This window comes from Pseudomonas sp. GL-R-26 (assembly GCF_019947365.1).
In the GTDB taxonomy this organism is placed as follows: Bacteria; Pseudomonadota; Gammaproteobacteria; order Pseudomonadales; family Pseudomonadaceae; genus Aquipseudomonas.
In genome coordinates this window covers 51,783-66,276 of sequence record NZ_JAGYGI010000004.1, presented here as the reverse complement: position 1 = coordinate 66,276, position 14,494 = coordinate 51,783, and the positions used below count along the sequence as shown (strand labels likewise).

The following is a 14,494-nucleotide window of genomic DNA, read 5'->3' as shown; positions in this document are numbered from 1 at the left end:
AGCACTTACCGTTTCGCCCTTTATATATAGGCGGATCATTGGGCAGGATATTTTTTTGCCACTACTGTTAAAAAAAGTCAGTGCCACTACGCAAAAAAATGATTGAAGTCGAGTGAAACTAAAGTTAGAAAACTGGTCGGTATTTTTCTGGCGCCATAAAAATGGCGAAAAGGCGGGGAAGGCTGAAGTGAGTCAAGGGTCGGCGCACCAGGGGGGTGAGGAGGTCGTGCGCCGACCGGATGCATCACTCTGGTGCGTGGTCTCGCAGAAACACCAGATTGTCCGGCTTGGACTGTTCGGCGCTGTAGCGATAGCCCTGAACGTCGAACTGCTTGAGGGTGGCCGGGTCGTTGATGCGTTCTTCGATGACGAAGCGGCTCATCAAGCCGCGGGCCTTTTTCGCGTAGAAGCTGATGATCTTGTACTGGCCGTTCTTCAGGTCCTTGAATTCGGTATTGATGATGCGCGCGTTCAAGGCGTTGCGTTTGACCGCCGAGAAGTACTCGTTGGACGCCAGGTTGAGCAGCACGTCATCGCCCTGGTCGACCAGGGCTTCGTTCAGCCATTCGCTGATGCGCGTGCCCCAGAAGGCATACAGATCCTTGCCCCGGGCGTTGGCCAGCCTGGTGCCCATTTCCAGGCGATAGGGTTGCATCAGGTCTAGCGGGCGCAGCAGGCCATAGAGGCCCGAGAGCATGCGCAGGTGTTTTTGGGCGTAGTCGAAATCGTCTTCGCTGAGGGTTTGCGCATTCATGCCGGTGTACACATCGCCCTTGAAGGCCAGCAGCGCCTGCTTGGCGTTTTCCGGGGTGAACGCAGGCGTCCAGCTGCCGAAACGCGCGGCGTTGAGCCCGCCGATCTTGTCGGAGACGTGCATCAACTCACTGATTTGCGCGGGCGTCAGCTCACGCAATTGCAGGATCAACTCCTGGGAGTGGTCGAGGTACTGCGGCTGGGTGAAGCGCTGGGTCGCCGGCGGTGTTTCATAGTCGAGGGTCTTGGCGGGTGAAATCACCATCAGCATGAAGTCGTCTCCTTTAATCGTGGCGGCGATTCTAGGGGGTTGTCCTCGTTGACTCCAGCTATGGCGTCCATAGGTGATGGCCGGTGGAGCACGGATTTTGTCTGGATGGGCTTCTGTGGCGAGGGAGCTTGCTCCCGCTCGAGCGCGAAGCGGTCGCAAAACCGGTAGTCGGGGTCTGGCTGAAGGAATGTGATGACAGGTTTAGGTCTGCTTCGCAGCCCAGCGGGAGCAAGCTCCCTCGCCACAGAAAGCATTCATGCCTCAGGAGGAGTGGGTGCCTTATCAGCTATAGTGCCGCGCGGGTTTTGTTATGGAGACATCCCATTGCGTATCGCTTTTCTCATCTCGATCTGGCTACTCAGCTTCGGCGCCATCGCGGCACCAAGCGATGTGGCGACGCTCGATCGCAGCACCTGGCCGGAAAAACTCGCTAACCCGACGCTGTTCGACGTGGCGTCGAGGGCCGAGATCCTCATGTTTTCCAGCGTCCTGTTGGCCAGCGAGGCACTGGATGAACCCGCCCTGGCCCAGCGCCTGGGCTTGCGCACGATCAATCTGGAATCGGTCAACCGGGTTCGCCAGCGTATGTGGCAACGGCTGCTGACCAACTACAACTTCGCCCAACAGAGCTGCGACCAGGATGCCTCCTTCTGTTTTCTGGTCGAAGACATGCCCACCCTGCGCGAGCAGGCTGCCAAATTCCAGGTCGGCGCAGACAGCTACTACATCAAGTGGGCTGAGCCGAGCCGTGTGTTCCACACCCAGTACCTGGACGAACAGTTGCGCAAGGCCGCTTTGTTTCCACAAACCAGCAGCGAAGTCGATCATTTTGGCGACTATGAACGCAGTGGCGACGGGATGCATGACCGGCTGTTTCTGCTGACCTTCGACAGCGCCGCCAACGCCGCGCCGGATAACACCGCCTGGGTCACCGAGTACCTGCGCAAGTCGAACCTGAGCGGGACGTTCTTCGTCCTTGGCAAGGACATCCAGGCGCGTTTGGCCGAGCATTCGGTGAGTAACCTGCAAGCGACCTACTCGAGCCAGTGCATCGGCGTACAAGGCTGGGAGTTCCGTTCCCACAGCCACTGGCAGGACTGGCAGGATTCGGTGCACCGCAGCGCCGAACTGGTCAAAAGCAAGCTGCCGGAGAACTACGTGCCCCTGTTCCGTCCGCCCGACGGTCAGCGCCGTTCAGATGCCGAAGGCTTCTTCAAGACTCAGGGTCTGCAGGTAGCGTTGTGGGACATCGACGCCCAGGACGGCGCCGGCAAACTCAAGGGCAACCCGAGTGCGCAACGGGTGCTGACCCTGATGCTGCTGTGGCGGCACGGAGTGATCAATTTCAATGTGAAACAGGATGCAGTGAAAACGACGTTGCCGTGGCTGGTCACGCAAACGGCGCCTGTCGGAATCGGCTGGGAGGATTGCCAGGATGCGTTTCGCTGAAAATGACAAAACCCCGTAAACATTGGGTTTTTGGCAATTTTGGAAGGGGATTCGTTGCGGGTGGACTTCCGACTTTAAACGGGTGATGGCAGTCCGCCAAGTGCTATTGGTCAATCTGCAAAATAAACTTCAAAAAAGCGTCAAAGTACTTTTTTCTGTCACACGTTTTGGAGTATTACGAAGACAGACCGCCGAAACCTGCAACACAGGTGGCGTCTTCCAAGACCCCGCATGTATGCAGAACACTTGAGTCCCCGCAGGTGTATTCGGCAGTCACTTCGAGGCGCAGCACTGTCAAGGTATTGCGTCGAATGGCTCCCACAAAGGTGACCGAGTATGGATGATCACGGACGTAGCTCTTCTTCCAACCAGCCAATCCTTTATGTACTCGATACCAACGTATTGATTCACGATCCAAACGCGCTGCTTAACTTCGAAGAACACCACGTCGCGATCCCGATGACCGTGCTGGAAGAGCTCGACAAGCTCAAGAGCGGACATCACAGCGTAGCCGCCGAATGCCGCCAGGCCATCCGCCTGATCGACAAGACCCTGGGCGATGCCTCACCCGAGGACGTCGAGCAGGGTGTGCCGATCCAGCGTGGCAAAAGCGGACCCAAGGGTTTGCTGTCAATTTTGATGAGCAGACATGCCGAGCCGAACCTGATTCTGCCCGAGCACCTGAACGACAACAAAATCATCAATCAACTGATCGATCTGCACGCTCGCGACCCTAAGAAGCCTGTGGTGCTGGTCACCAAAGACATCAACATGCGCCTCAAGGCGCGCGCCTGCGGGATCGCGGCGGAGGACTACAGCACCGACCAACTGGTCGATGACGTGTCCTTGCTGCCCAATGGCTACCACAACATGACCGGCTCTTTCTGGGACCGCGTGAGCAAGGTCGAAACCCGTCAGGACCACGGCCGCACCTGGCATCAGGTGCAGTTGATCGACAACCTGCCGGCGGTGCACATCAACGAATTCATCATTGATGAGCAGGGCTTTGTCGGCTGGATCAAGGAGATTGAAGTAGACCGCTTGCTGATCCTCGACCTGCACCAGGAACCGCTGCTGCACCAGGAAGCCTGGGGCCTGAAGCCGCGTGATATCTATCAGAGCCTGGCGTTGTACGCCTTGCTCGATCCGGACATCCACCTGGTCAACCTGTCGGGTGCCGCGGGTTCGGGTAAAACCATCCTGGCGCTGGCCGCTGCGATCGAGCAGACCATGGTCAGCAAACGTTATCGCCGCATCATCGCCACCCGCAGCGTGCAGGGCCTGGACCAGGAAATCGGCTTCCTGCCCGGCACCGAGGCGGAAAAAATGGAGCCGTGGCTGGGCGCCATCACCGACAACCTCGAAGCCTTGCACATGGATGACGAAAGCACCCATGGCAGCGTCGACTACATCCTCAGCAAAGTGCCATTGCAGTTCAAATCCCTCAACTACATCCGGGGCCGCAGCTTCCAGCAGAGCCTGATTTTGATCGACGAATGCCAGAACCTCACACCGCACCAGATGAAAACCATCATCACCCGTGCCGGCGCCGGTTCCAAAGTGGTGTGCCTGGGCAACCTGGCACAGATCGATACCCCTTACCTGTCCGCGACCAGCTCCGGGCTGACCTACCTCACTGAACGCTTCAAGGACTTCCCGAACGGGGTGCACATCACCCTGCAAGGGGTACCACGCTCGATCCTGGCCGAATACGCCGAAACGCATTTGTAATCGCTTCATCGAAACCGGGCGGCCGCAAGGTCGCCCGGTTTTTTTGTACGCGGCGTAAAGGCCCGTGCCTCAGGCCAGACCCAATACCGATGAATGTGTTTCTGCAAAGCTTGGCGCGAAAGCAGTCTTATTTACAGAGATTGCGAAAAATAGCTATTGAGGGTTTCCGTAAGAATTGATTGAGCGTTCAATACCTCTTGGGTCGGCTCAGGCTGTGAGCTACTGAACTTTTTTCGCGTCCAGCTGAAAAAGAAGGGGCCATCAATAATACGTTCATTGTGTTCTGCCAAATATAACTTGGTCACGGAGGCATACCTGGGGAAAACATGAAAGTGCAGTTCATGATTGAGTTCGGAAATACGCATTATGTATATTTTTTCAGGAGAAAATAGAGTGTTTAAGGCTCGCTCCGTAAATGCCAAGCCTTTCATCAGTTCAGCACTTTCCGTCGAACTTAACTCTTCCAGTTTAAATATCTTCCGCTTGAGAGAAATAATCATGTAGCCCGGGATGTCACAGTCCCGGCAGTGAGAGATTACGATGTGTTTTCCTGAGTAAATTGTCCGCGCTGACATGACTAGCCTCCCGTGTGCCACCATGGTTGACGTGTAGGACCTGCCCCGTTGAGCTGCTGCCGGAGGTCAGTAGAAAAAACCTTATGCGATACCTCAGTACTGAAATTTTAGAATCGTTAGCTTTCTTGGTCAGTTTTTCTCGAATTAACAAATCGGTCTAACATTCAGTTGTAGGAAGTTTCATGGCGGGCCATTAGTGCGTACTTACGGAAAATTCTTACGTCAGAATTTGTTATAAAATAATCAGTAACTTATCGGCTGGTGCACCAATTAAAGCTGATCGCTGATGTCAGAAAAAGCGAATGTTCAGTAGACTTTTGTTACATTTCTTTCTGTTGTTTGGCATGACTTTAATTTGTGTTTTTTAAACTTAATAAGGAATCGCATCTGAAACTGTCCACCGAGTCCGGGCGTATGAGGAACCTGTGGGAGCGAGCTTGCTCGCGATGACGGTGTGTCAGTCGACATCTCGGGTTAATGACAGGCCGCTATCGCGAGCAAGCTCGCACACATTGGTTTGTGGTGGGCCGACAATCGTGCGTGCGGAAATCTGACCCGCAGGTTTACAATCGACGCTCCTGATCAGGAGTAATCCCGTGCTGACTCATCTCGATTCCCAAGGTCGCGCCAACATGGTCGACGTCACTGAAAAAGCCGTGACGTTCCGTGAGGCGACCGCTCAAGCGCTGGTGCGCATGCTGCCCGAAACCCTGCAGATGATCGTCAGCGGCGGCCACCCCAAGGGTGATGTGTTTGCCGTGGCGCGCATTGCCGGCATTCAGGCGGCGAAGAAAACCAGCGATCTGATTCCCCTGTGCCACCCGTTGATGCTGACCGGCGTCAAGGTCGAGCTCAGTGCCGAAGGCGACGATTCGGTGCGCATCGTGGCGCGCTGCAAGCTGTCCGGGCAGACCGGCGTCGAGATGGAGGCCCTGACCGCCGCCAGTGTCGCCGCGCTGACGATCTACGACATGTGCAAGGCCGTTGACCGCGGCATGACCATCGAAAGCGTGCGTCTGCTGGAGAAGGTCGGCGGCAAGAGCGGACATTTCCAAGCGGAGCAGTCATGAACGTTACCGTGAAGTTTTTCGCCCGTTATCGTGAAGCGCTGGGGCTGGACTCGGTGAAAGTGGAAGGCAACTTCTCCACAGTCGACGACGTCCGCGCACTGTTGGCCCAACGTGACGGTGCCGAGGTGTTGAGCGAACAGAACCTGATGTGCGCCCGCAACGAAGACCTGTGCCAGCTCGACGAGCCGGTCAGCGAGGGCGATGAAGTGGCGTTCTTTCCGACTGTGACCGGAGGCTGAGCCATGGCGATTCGCGTGCAGTCCACCGCGTTTGACCCGGGGGCCGAAGTCAACGCCATGCACGATGCCAATGTCGGCGTGGGTGCGGTGGTGAGTTTTGTCGGCTACGTGCGCGATTTCAATGACGGCCTCGACGTTGCCGGAATGTTCCTCGAACACTATCCGGGCATGACCGAAAAGGCCTTGGGCAAGATCGCCGTCGAGGCCGAGCAGCGCTGGCCGTTGCTCAAGCTGGAAGTGCTGCACCGCATCGGCGCCTTGGAGCCGGGCGAGCCGATTGTCTTCGTCGGCGCGGCCAGCGCCCATCGTCAGGCGGCCTTCGACGCCTGCGCCTTTGTCATGGATTACCTGAAAACCCGTGCACCGTTCTGGAAGAAAGAAATCACCAGTGACGGGCCGCGTTGGGTCGAGGGGCGTGACAGTGATCATGCGGCGGCGGATCGCTGGAAGCAGTAATTTCTGCGGCGTCTCTGATTAAGCCATCGCGAGCAGGCTCGCTCCTACAGTAGATATGTGTTCGCAGGACCACTGTGGGAGCGAGCCTGCTCGCGATGGCGTCATCTGCACCACTAAAAATCTTGCTGATCCACCACCCGACCATCGGCCGGCACGGGCTGCATTTGCCTCATTGACGATTAATACATAAAAGTCCAGTATGGAATTATAAGTACAAAAAAGGTTTCCACCCGTTTCAGCTTTTTCTTCTGTCTTGCCAAACCAACAACAACCGCGAGAAAACGAACATGAAGAAGTTCCCCCTCATCACCGGTCTGGCCCTGAGCCTGTTGGCGTGCAGCGCTGTGTTCGCCGCCGAGAAAACCTTGCGCATCGGTATCGAAGCGGCGTATCCACCGTTCGCCTCGAAAACCGACAAAGGCGAAATCGTCGGTTTCGACTATGACATCGGCAACGCCCTGTGCGCGCAGATGAAGGCCAAGTGTGTGTGGGTCGAAGGCGAGTTCGACGGTCTGATTCCTTCCCTGAAAGTGAAGAAAATCGACATGGCGCTGTCGTCCATGACCATCAACGAAGACCGCAAGAAGTCGGTGGACTTCACCCACAAGTACTATTTCACTTCGTCGCGTCTGGTGATGAAGGATGGTGCGGTGGTGGATGATCAGTACGCCAGCCTCAAGGGCAAGACTGTCGGCGTGCAGCGCGCCACCACCACCGACCGTTACGCCACCGAGGTGTTCGAGCCCAAGGGCATCAACGTCAAGCGCTACAGCAACAACGAAGAAATCTACATGGACCTGGCAGCCGGCCGCCTCGACGCGATTTTTGCCGACACCATTCCACTGAATGACTTCCTGTCGATGCCGCGTGGCAAGGGTTACGCCTTTGCCGGGCCGGAGCTGAAAGATCCGAAGTATGTGGGCGAGGGTGCGGGGATTGCGGTGCGCAAGGGCAACACCGAACTGGTCAGCGAGCTGAACACGGCCATTGATGGCATTCGTGCCAGTGGGGAGTACCAGAAGATTTCGGACAAGTACTTCAAGTCCGATATCTACGGCGACTGATCAACCGCTTTCGCGAGCAGGCTCGCTCCTACAGGGTACGGTGTACACCGATCCATTGTAGGAGCGAGCCTGCTCGCGATGAGGTCAGATCAAACACTACAAAATCTCCGGGCCTAGCCCTTCAATTCCTTCAAATGCTTGTACACCGTCGCCCGGCCCATGTTCAGCACATTGGCCACGTAGTTCGAGGCGCTTTTGCCCTTGAACGCGCCTTCGGCGTGCAGCGCCAGCACCAGTTCCCGCTTGTGGTCGCGAGTCAGCAGATTCAGGCTCAACTGGCGCTCGCGCAGCCAGGCGTGGAGGAAGGTGTTGATCCGCTCCTGCCAGTCATCGCGAAACAGTGAATCCGGTTGCGGGATCAGCTTGGTCGGCGACAGGAACAGGTCCAGGGCGGCCTTGGCATTTTCGAACAACGAAATGTTCAGGTTGATGCACAGCACCGCCAGTGGACGACCTTCGCTGTCCCGTAGCACCGTGCTGAGGCTGCGAATCTTCTGACCATCCCAGTTGAGCTTTTCGTACGGCCCGATGTTTCGTTCGCTGACATCGTCGCTGAGCATGTCTTCCAGCGCCGAGTCGTCGCCGATTTCCCGCTTGGACAGGTTGTTGGCGATGTAGTCGACCTTTTGCGTGCGCAGGTCGTGCAGCACCACTTCGGCGTGGGGGAAAAACAACGTGGCGATGGCGTCGGCGATCGCGTGGAAGTTATCCAGGGACGTGTCGTCCAGGGCCGAGTCTTTTTCGGGGGCGTTCATTCAGTGGAACTCCAGGCAGCGTCAGCGCCCCATCAAAGGGGCGCTGAAAGTGTGCCGTAAACGTGTGGGCACGTCACCTGAGGATCAGGATCAGCCGAGGCGGGCAGGGGAGAGCATTTCGGCATTCAGACCGAAATGGCTGAGCGACTCGGGCAACGCGGCACCGCGCACCAGTGCCGCACTGGCCTGGCCCATGGCCGGCGAGGTCTGGATGCCATAACCGCCCTGTGCCGCGACCCAGAACAGCCCCGGTACCTTCGGATCGAAGCCGGACAGCAAGTCGCCGTCGCTGACGAAGCTGCGCAGGCCGGCCCAGGTGCGGGTCGGGCGGCGAATGGTCAGGGTCGTGGCTTCTTCGATCTGGTAGATGCCCATGGCGATGTCCAGTTCTTCGGGCTGCACATCGTGGGGTTCCACCGGGTCGGCGTTGGCCGGCGAACCGAGGAACATCCCGGCGTCGGGTTTCATGTAGAAGGATTCGTCGAGGCTGACCAGCATCGGCCAATGATGGATGTCCACGCCTTCGGGGCCGGCGAAGATGAAAGCGGCACGGCGTTTGGGTTGCAGGCCCAGGGGCTTGGCGCCAGCCAGTTCGCCGATCTTGTCGGCCCAGGCGCCGGCGGCGTTGATGATGATCGGCGCGCTGAAGGTCTGGCTGCCGGTCTGGACGTGCCATGTTCCTTGGTCGTCGCGGCTCAGGCTGACGACTTCGCTGTCGGTATGCACTTCGCCCTGGTTGCGGCGGATACCGCGCAAATAGCCCTGGTGCAGGGCATCGGTGTCGATGTCGCTGGCGGTCGGGTCGTAGATGGCGCCGTGGACCTTTTCCCGGCGCAGGACCGGCACCAACGCGCAAGCCTCGTCGACGCCGAGCAATTGCATCTCCGGCACCGTGGTTTTTGCGCTCTGGTATTGCCTGTTCAGTTCGTCCGGGTCACCGGTCAGGTCCACGGTCATTTCACCGCGCGGGGTCAGCAGCGGGTGCTCGCAGAAACCGCTGGGCGGGTTGTCGAAAAAGTCCCGGCTGGCCAGGGTCAACGCCCGCACTTGCGGGGTGCCGTAGGCGGCGGTGTATAGCGCCGCCGAACGGCCGGTGGAGTGATAGGCCGGATGGGATTCGCGTTCGAGCACGATCACGCGGCCGTGCTGCGACAGCCAGAAACCCGTGGAAGCACCGGCAATCCCGCCGCCGATGATGATGAAATCTGCCTGGCTCATGAACGTCTCCTGTAAAGCACAATGCCGGAATTATGGTGATCCCCTGTAGGGGCCGAGATGTCAGCGGGACAGGCGATAGATCGCATTGGCCAGCGCAATGTCTTCCAGGCCCAGGCCGATGGAGCGGAAAAACACATGGCGATCGTAATCAGGGCGCAGGACTTTTTCGCTGAGCAGGTCGGCCAGGTCGCCGACAATCGCGCCCTTGTCCCAGCCGTGCTGTTCGGCGGCGATCAGCATTTCACCGGCCGAGCCTGGGGTGGTCAGGCGATAGTCGCAGAACACCTGCATGTCGTTCAGGCACTGCGGCGGCACTTCGTGGGCGCGCGGTGCGTTGGTGCTGATGGAGGTGATCAGCGCCGGTTTGCGCAAGCTCGATGGATCGATCACCGGACCGGCGGACGAGGTGCAGAGCATGATCACGTCGGCGTCCTGAACGGCTGCTTCACGACTGTCGACGATGTTCAGGCGTGGCTCGATGTTTTTCAGCAGGCTCACGGTTTCGGCATCTTCGCTCAAGCTCGGCGAGTACAGGCTGATGCTCTGCCAGTCACGCAGGCCTTTCACGTAATGCAGGTGCGCCTGGGCCACTTTGCCGCTGCCGATGATGGCCAGGCGACTGGCTGTGAGTGGCGCGAGGGCATCGACCGCCACGGCGGTGGTGGCCGCAGTGCGCGCGGTGGTCAGTTCGCCGGCATCGCACAGCAACAGCGGCTGGCCGGTTTGCATCGACATCAGCAGCGTCCACGCCGTCACCAGCGGCCCCTGTTCACGGACGATGTATGGCGACGTCTTGATCCCGTACACGCCATCCTCGGCCAGCACGCCCAGGTAGTTGATGAAATCGCCGGCGCCCTGTGGAAACTCCACCAGTTGCTGCGCCGGTTGTACGGCTTGCCCGGCGGCCAGGTCGCGGAACAGTTTGCGCAGGATCTGCGGTACATCGACCTGCGCCAGTAGCTCGCGAGCCTGGGCTTGGGTGATCACTTGGGGCGTACTGGACATGGTCGGCTCCGGAGTTGAAAGTAAACTAATTTGTCCATTATGGACTTTTAGATATCTCAGGCAATATCCGGGCGAAAAAAAAGCGCAGTCCGTTGCCGGCTGCGCTTGTCTTTTCAGCGTCGCTTAATGAGGACGCTTGCGTTCAACGGCCCGCAACAGGTGGGTCGGCGGCGTTTCACAGCTGATCTTGCGTCCCAGCTTTTCCTCGATGGACGGTAGCTGGTAGGAGTCGTCTTCACCGGCAAAGCTGATGGACACACCGTCGGCGCCAGCACGACCGGTACGACCGATGCGGTGCACGTAGTCGTCCGGCACTTCCGGCAGGGTAAAGTTGATCACGTGACTGATGCCGTCGATATGGATGCCGCGACCGGCCACATCGGTGGCGACCAGTACGCGGATCTTGCCTTCGCGGAAGCCTTCGAGGGTCTTGATGCGCTTGTGCTGCGGCACGTCGCCGGACAGTTGCGCGGCGTTGATGCCGTCACGCACCAGGCGTTCTTCGATGCGCCGTACTTCATCCTTGCGGTTGGCGAAGACGATCACCCGCTCCCAACCGTTGTCGTTGACCAGGTTGTAGAGCAGTTTGTACTTGTCGGCACCGGCCACCGCGTAGATGTGCTGCTCGACGTTTTCGTTGGCCACGTTCTGCGACTCGATCTCGACGATCGACGGGTCGGTGGTCCATTGCTTGGCCAGGTTCATCACGTCTTCGGTGAAGGTCGCGGAGAACAGCAGCGTCTGGCGCTCGGACTTCGGCGGCGTCTGGCGAATGATCTGGCGCACTTGCGGGATGAAGCCCATGTCGAGCATGCGGTCGGCTTCGTCGAGCACCATCACTTCGACCATGTCCAGGTGCACGTCGCCGCGCTGGTTGAAGTCCAGCAAGCGGCCCGGCGTGGCCACGAGGATGTCGCAGTGACGGGCTTCGAGGTGCTTGAGCTGTTTGTCGAAGTCCATGCCACCGACGAACGTCATGACGTTGAGGCCGGTGTACTTGGTCAGGTCGGCGGCGTCCTTGGCGATCTGCACCACCAGTTCGCGGGTCGGCGCGATGATCAGTGCCCGTGGCTCACCCATGTAGCGCTCTTTTGGCGGCGGGGTTTGCAGCAACTGGGTGATGATCGAGACCAGGAACGCAGCGGTCTTGCCCGTACCGGTCTGGGCGCGGCCGATGGCGTCTTTGCCCGCGAGGGTGAAACCCAGCACCTGGGCCTGGATCGGCGTGCAATACGGGAAGCCCAGGTCCTGGATGGCGTGCATCAGTTCCGGGGCGAGTTTGAAATCGTGGAAGCGGGTCTTGCCTTCCTGGGGCTCGACGACGAAGTCTTCGAGTTTCCATGGGATGACCGGTGCCTTGGGCTTGGGTTCGCGGCGAGGTTTGGCGGGTTTCGGCGTTTCGCTGAGCGGCTGCTCCGGGGCTGTTATCGCCGCAGGCTGGTCAGCTGTTGCGGTCTTCGGCTCATGCTTGGGTGCCGCCGTGGCGGTGGCTCGTTCAGACTGAATACCGTCGGTGCGGTGGCCGGGAGCGTGAGACGCAGGGCTGGGAACTGGCGCGAGTTGCTCAGTCTCGCTTTTACCGAACATTTTCTTGAGTGCTTTGAGCACGGTCATCTCATCAATTGATTAAGGAATGTACGCCGGCCAGTGTAATGCAAGAATCGGGCGCGGCGTAGTGGGATGGATCAAAGGGCGCTTTTAAACAGAAATGCTTAACGCAAGCGCTCGGCGAGCCAGACGCCGATGTCGCGAATTTCTTCGGGTAACACTTCGTGACCCATTGGGTATTCCTGCCATGTCACGGTGACACCACGCAGCTTCAAATGCTCGTAGGCGCTGCGCCCCATCGAGTTTTGCACCACATCGTCGTACTGGCCGTGCATCGACAGCACCGGAATCCGCTGCTGGCTGGCGGACAGTTGCAGTTCGTCGCTGAAGGTCGGTGCATAAGTAGAAAGGGCAACGACGCCACCCAATGGGCCCTGCCATTTCAGAAACGCGGCGTGGAAAACCACGGCCCCGCCCTGGGAAAAACCGGCCAGGAAAATCCGCGAGGCGTCTATTCCGGTGGCTCGCTGCACTTCGATCAATTCAATGACGCGGTCTGCCGACACTTCCAGTTGCTCACGGTTGATCGCGCGCGCCGGGCTCATGGCCAGGATGTCGTACCAGCTCGGCATCTCGTAGCCGCCGTTGATAGTGACAGGGCGATGCGGTGCCTGCGGGAGAACGAAGCGGGTACTCAGCAAGGTTTCCTGCAGCGCTTCGGCCACCGGCAGGAAGTCGTAGCGATCGGCGCCCAGGCCGTGCAGCCATATAACGCAGGCGTCTGCGGTCTTTACGGGCTGAAGAATCAAGGGCTCGGTCATGTCTGCTCCAATGTTGTGCGTGCGCTCTCATTGAGTGCGAGGTCTGAGTGCGCGTCTGGTTGATCAGTTACGAAGATGTCGCAAGGTTACAAGTTTTGCTATTGACCTGTCCCGGAACCGCTTTGGCAAGCAGTGTGGTACGGGCTTTGCTATGGGGAAACGGTGCAACCCATCTCGCGCCCGGCGGTAACACTATCAGTGTAATGCCGACTGCGGGATAGCAATGAATCCGGTGATGGATGTTCGCCAATGGCCGCTACGGGGCTTCGCGAACGTGAAAGGGCTACAGCCCGTTCGGCCGACTGGTGAGAGCGAGTTTTCCATGACGTGGATTTTCTCCTACTAGACTCATAGCTAACGTCTTACGTCGGTTGACCCCAAAACAAGCCAACACGGGTCGACTACGCCTCAAAAGGGTGCGACAGGACTCACGCTCCGACACAACAAGAGCAAAACTGGAGGTTTGAATGAAGATGTTGAAATCCACCCTGGCTATCGTGACTGCAGCCGCAGTACTCGGTGTCAGCGGGTTTGCCCAGGCGGGCGCAACCCTGGATGCAGTGATGAAGAAAGGTTTCGTGCAGTGTGGCGTCAGCGATGGCTTGCCAGGCTTCTCGGTTCCGGATTCCACCGGCAAGATCGTGGGTATCGATGCTGACTACTGCCGTGCAGTAGCAGCGGCTGTCTTCGGCGACGCGACCAAGGTCAAGTTCAGCCAGTTGAACGCCAAGGAGCGCTTCACCGCGCTGCAATCCGGCGAAATCGACATTCTGTCGCGCAACACCACCATGACCAGCTCCCGTGACGCGGGCATGGGCCTGAAGTTTCCAGGCTTCATTACCTACTACGACGGCATCGGCTTCCTGGTAAACAACAAGCTGGGCGTCAAGAGCGCCAAGGAACTGGACGGTGCAACCATCTGCATCCAGGCCGGTACCACCACCGAACTGAACGTTTCCGACTACTTCCGCGGCAACGGCCTGAAATACACCCCGATCACCTTCGACACCTCCGACGAAAGCGCCAAGTCGCTGGAATCCGGTCGTTGCGACGTACTGACCTCCGACAAATCCCAGCTGTTCGCCCAGCGCAGCAAGCTGGCTTCGCCGAAGGACTACGTGGTTCTGCCGGAAACCATTTCCAAGGAGCCTCTGGGCCCGGTCGTGCGTAATGGCGACGACGAGTGGCTGGCCATCGTGCGCTGGACTGGCTACGCCATGCTCAACGCTGAAGAAGCCGGCATCACTTCGAAGAACGTCGAAGCCGAAGCCAAGGGCACCAAGAACCCTGACGTTGCCCGTCTGCTGGGTACCGATGGCGAGTACGGCAAAGACCTGAAAGTGAAGAAAGACTGGGTCGTGCAGATCATCAAGCAAGTCGGCAACTACGGCGAAGTGTTTGAGAAAAACCTCGGCAAGGGCACTCCGCTGGAAATCGACCGCGGGCTGAACGCCCTGTGGAACGCTGGCGGCATTCAATACGCACCACCAGTGCGCTGATGGTTCTATCACCCGGTGGGCCAACCACCGGGTGATGTTC

Annotated in this window: 14 protein-coding genes; 7 read left to right on the top strand and 7 right to left on the bottom strand. The window is 58.6% G+C overall.

Going from position 1 to position 14,494, the window contains the following annotated elements:
• Positions 1 to 244: 244 nt before the first annotated feature.
• The gene (gene yaaA / locus KGA96_RS06305) at positions 245 to 1,024 is read right to left on the bottom strand and encodes a peroxide stress protein YaaA (protein ID WP_046041961.1); all 780 of its coding nucleotides are present in this window, start codon (positions 1,022 to 1,024) and stop codon (positions 245 to 247) included.
• A gap of 324 nt (positions 1,025 to 1,348) precedes the next feature.
• On the opposite strand from yaaA, the gene KGA96_RS06300 reads away from it, so the two are divergent.
• Together KGA96_RS06300 and KGA96_RS06295 are read left to right on the top strand one after the other, a co-directional pair.
• Positions 1,349 to 2,473 carry a polysaccharide deacetylase family protein gene (locus KGA96_RS06300; protein WP_223512041.1) on the top strand — a complete coding sequence of 375 codons (1,125 nt, stop codon included), beginning with the start codon at positions 1,349 to 1,351 and terminating at the stop codon, positions 2,471 to 2,473.
• A gap of 336 nt (positions 2,474 to 2,809) precedes the next feature.
• Positions 2,810 to 4,204 (top strand): PhoH family protein, encoded by a 1,395-nt coding sequence (locus KGA96_RS06295; RefSeq protein WP_223512039.1) that lies wholly within the window; start codon positions 2,810 to 2,812, stop codon positions 4,202 to 4,204.
• A gap of 131 nt (positions 4,205 to 4,335) precedes the next feature.
• Here KGA96_RS06295 and KGA96_RS06290 read toward each other — a convergent pair whose 3' ends face one another.
• Complete coding sequence (locus KGA96_RS06290; protein ID WP_046041966.1) at positions 4,336 to 4,779, bottom strand: HIT family protein; 444 nt, start codon at positions 4,777 to 4,779, stop codon at positions 4,336 to 4,338.
• A 596-nt stretch (positions 4,780 to 5,375) separates the two neighbouring features.
• Between KGA96_RS06290 and moaC the strand changes: the two genes are divergently transcribed.
• The 4 genes from moaC (at position 5,376) to KGA96_RS06270 (ending at position 7,608) form a co-directional block, all read left to right on the top strand.
• Positions 5,376 to 5,849 (top strand): cyclic pyranopterin monophosphate synthase MoaC, encoded by a 474-nt coding sequence (gene moaC / locus KGA96_RS06285; protein ID WP_056726185.1) that lies wholly within the window; start codon positions 5,376 to 5,378, stop codon positions 5,847 to 5,849.
• On the top strand, positions 5,846 to 6,088 hold the full coding sequence (gene moaD / locus KGA96_RS06280; protein WP_223465437.1) for a molybdopterin converting factor subunit 1: 243 nt from the start codon (positions 5,846 to 5,848) through the stop codon (positions 6,086 to 6,088). The genes moaC and moaD overlap by 4 nt, the downstream gene beginning before the upstream one ends.
• Before the next feature lie 3 nt (positions 6,089 to 6,091).
• On the top strand, positions 6,092 to 6,544 hold the full coding sequence (gene moaE / locus KGA96_RS06275; protein WP_223465436.1) for a molybdopterin synthase catalytic subunit MoaE: 453 nt from the start codon (positions 6,092 to 6,094) through the stop codon (positions 6,542 to 6,544).
• A gap of 287 nt (positions 6,545 to 6,831) precedes the next feature.
• The gene (locus KGA96_RS06270; protein WP_046041969.1) at positions 6,832 to 7,608 is read left to right on the top strand and encodes an ABC transporter substrate-binding protein; all 777 of its coding nucleotides are present in this window, start codon (positions 6,832 to 6,834) and stop codon (positions 7,606 to 7,608) included.
• A gap of 113 nt (positions 7,609 to 7,721) precedes the next feature.
• Here KGA96_RS06270 and KGA96_RS06265 read toward each other — a convergent pair whose 3' ends face one another.
• The 5 genes from KGA96_RS06265 to KGA96_RS06245 all read right to left on the bottom strand — a co-directional run bounded on the left by KGA96_RS06265 (position 7,722) and on the right by KGA96_RS06245 (position 12,955).
• Positions 7,722 to 8,363, bottom strand: coding sequence for a transcriptional regulator (locus tag KGA96_RS06265; RefSeq protein ID WP_046041970.1), 642 nt, complete (start codon positions 8,361 to 8,363; stop codon positions 7,722 to 7,724).
• 90 nt (positions 8,364 to 8,453) lie between these two features.
• The gene (locus tag KGA96_RS06260; protein WP_046041971.1) at positions 8,454 to 9,581 is read right to left on the bottom strand and encodes an NAD(P)/FAD-dependent oxidoreductase; all 1,128 of its coding nucleotides are present in this window, start codon (positions 9,579 to 9,581) and stop codon (positions 8,454 to 8,456) included.
• Between the two features lie 60 nt (positions 9,582 to 9,641).
• A complete protein-coding gene (locus KGA96_RS06255) occupies positions 9,642 to 10,586 on the bottom strand; it encodes an ornithine cyclodeaminase family protein (RefSeq protein WP_046041972.1) in 945 nt (314 codons plus the stop codon).
• Between the two features lie 123 nt (positions 10,587 to 10,709).
• Positions 10,710 to 12,200: an ATP-dependent RNA helicase RhlB gene (gene rhlB / locus KGA96_RS06250; RefSeq protein ID WP_223465434.1), complete on the bottom strand. Its 1,491-nt coding sequence runs from the start codon at positions 12,198 to 12,200 to the stop codon at positions 10,710 to 10,712.
• A 98-nt stretch (positions 12,201 to 12,298) separates the two neighbouring features.
• Positions 12,299 to 12,955 (bottom strand): alpha/beta hydrolase, encoded by a 657-nt coding sequence (locus KGA96_RS06245; RefSeq protein WP_223512035.1) that lies wholly within the window; start codon positions 12,953 to 12,955, stop codon positions 12,299 to 12,301.
• A 467-nt stretch (positions 12,956 to 13,422) separates the two neighbouring features.
• Between KGA96_RS06245 and KGA96_RS06240 the strand changes: the two genes are divergently transcribed.
• Positions 13,423 to 14,454 carry an amino acid ABC transporter substrate-binding protein gene (locus KGA96_RS06240; protein ID WP_046041975.1) on the top strand — a complete coding sequence of 344 codons (1,032 nt, stop codon included), beginning with the start codon at positions 13,423 to 13,425 and terminating at the stop codon, positions 14,452 to 14,454.
• Positions 14,455 to 14,494: the final 40 nt, after the last annotated feature.

Excerpts from the sequence above, each read along its gene's own strand:
- KGA96_RS06290 (WP_046041966.1), bottom strand. The coding sequence starts at position 4,779 with ATGTCAGCGCGGACAATTTACTCAGGAAAACACATCGTAATCTCTCAC.
- KGA96_RS06240 (WP_046041975.1), top strand. The coding sequence starts at position 13,423 with ATGAAGATGTTGAAATCCACCCTGGCTATCGTGACTGCAGCCGCAGTA.
- KGA96_RS06260 (WP_046041971.1), bottom strand. The coding sequence starts at position 9,581 with ATGAGCCAGGCAGATTTCATCATCATCGGCGGCGGGATTGCCGGTGCT.
- moaE (WP_223465436.1), top strand. The coding sequence starts at position 6,092 with ATGGCGATTCGCGTGCAGTCCACCGCGTTTGACCCGGGGGCCGAAGTC.
- rhlB (WP_223465434.1), bottom strand. The coding sequence starts at position 12,200 with ATGACCGTGCTCAAAGCACTCAAGAAAATGTTCGGTAAAAGCGAGACT.
- KGA96_RS06295 (WP_223512039.1), top strand. The coding sequence starts at position 2,810 with ATGGATGATCACGGACGTAGCTCTTCTTCCAACCAGCCAATCCTTTAT.
- KGA96_RS06255 (WP_046041972.1), bottom strand. The coding sequence starts at position 10,586 with ATGTCCAGTACGCCCCAAGTGATCACCCAAGCCCAGGCTCGCGAGCTA.
- moaD (WP_223465437.1), top strand. The coding sequence starts at position 5,846 with ATGAACGTTACCGTGAAGTTTTTCGCCCGTTATCGTGAAGCGCTGGGG.
- KGA96_RS06265 (WP_046041970.1), bottom strand. The coding sequence starts at position 8,363 with ATGAACGCCCCCGAAAAAGACTCGGCCCTGGACGACACGTCCCTGGAT.
- KGA96_RS06270 (WP_046041969.1), top strand. The coding sequence starts at position 6,832 with ATGAAGAAGTTCCCCCTCATCACCGGTCTGGCCCTGAGCCTGTTGGCG.
- KGA96_RS06245 (WP_223512035.1), bottom strand. The coding sequence starts at position 12,955 with ATGACCGAGCCCTTGATTCTTCAGCCCGTAAAGACCGCAGACGCCTGC.
- yaaA (WP_046041961.1), bottom strand. The coding sequence starts at position 1,024 with ATGCTGATGGTGATTTCACCCGCCAAGACCCTCGACTATGAAACACCG.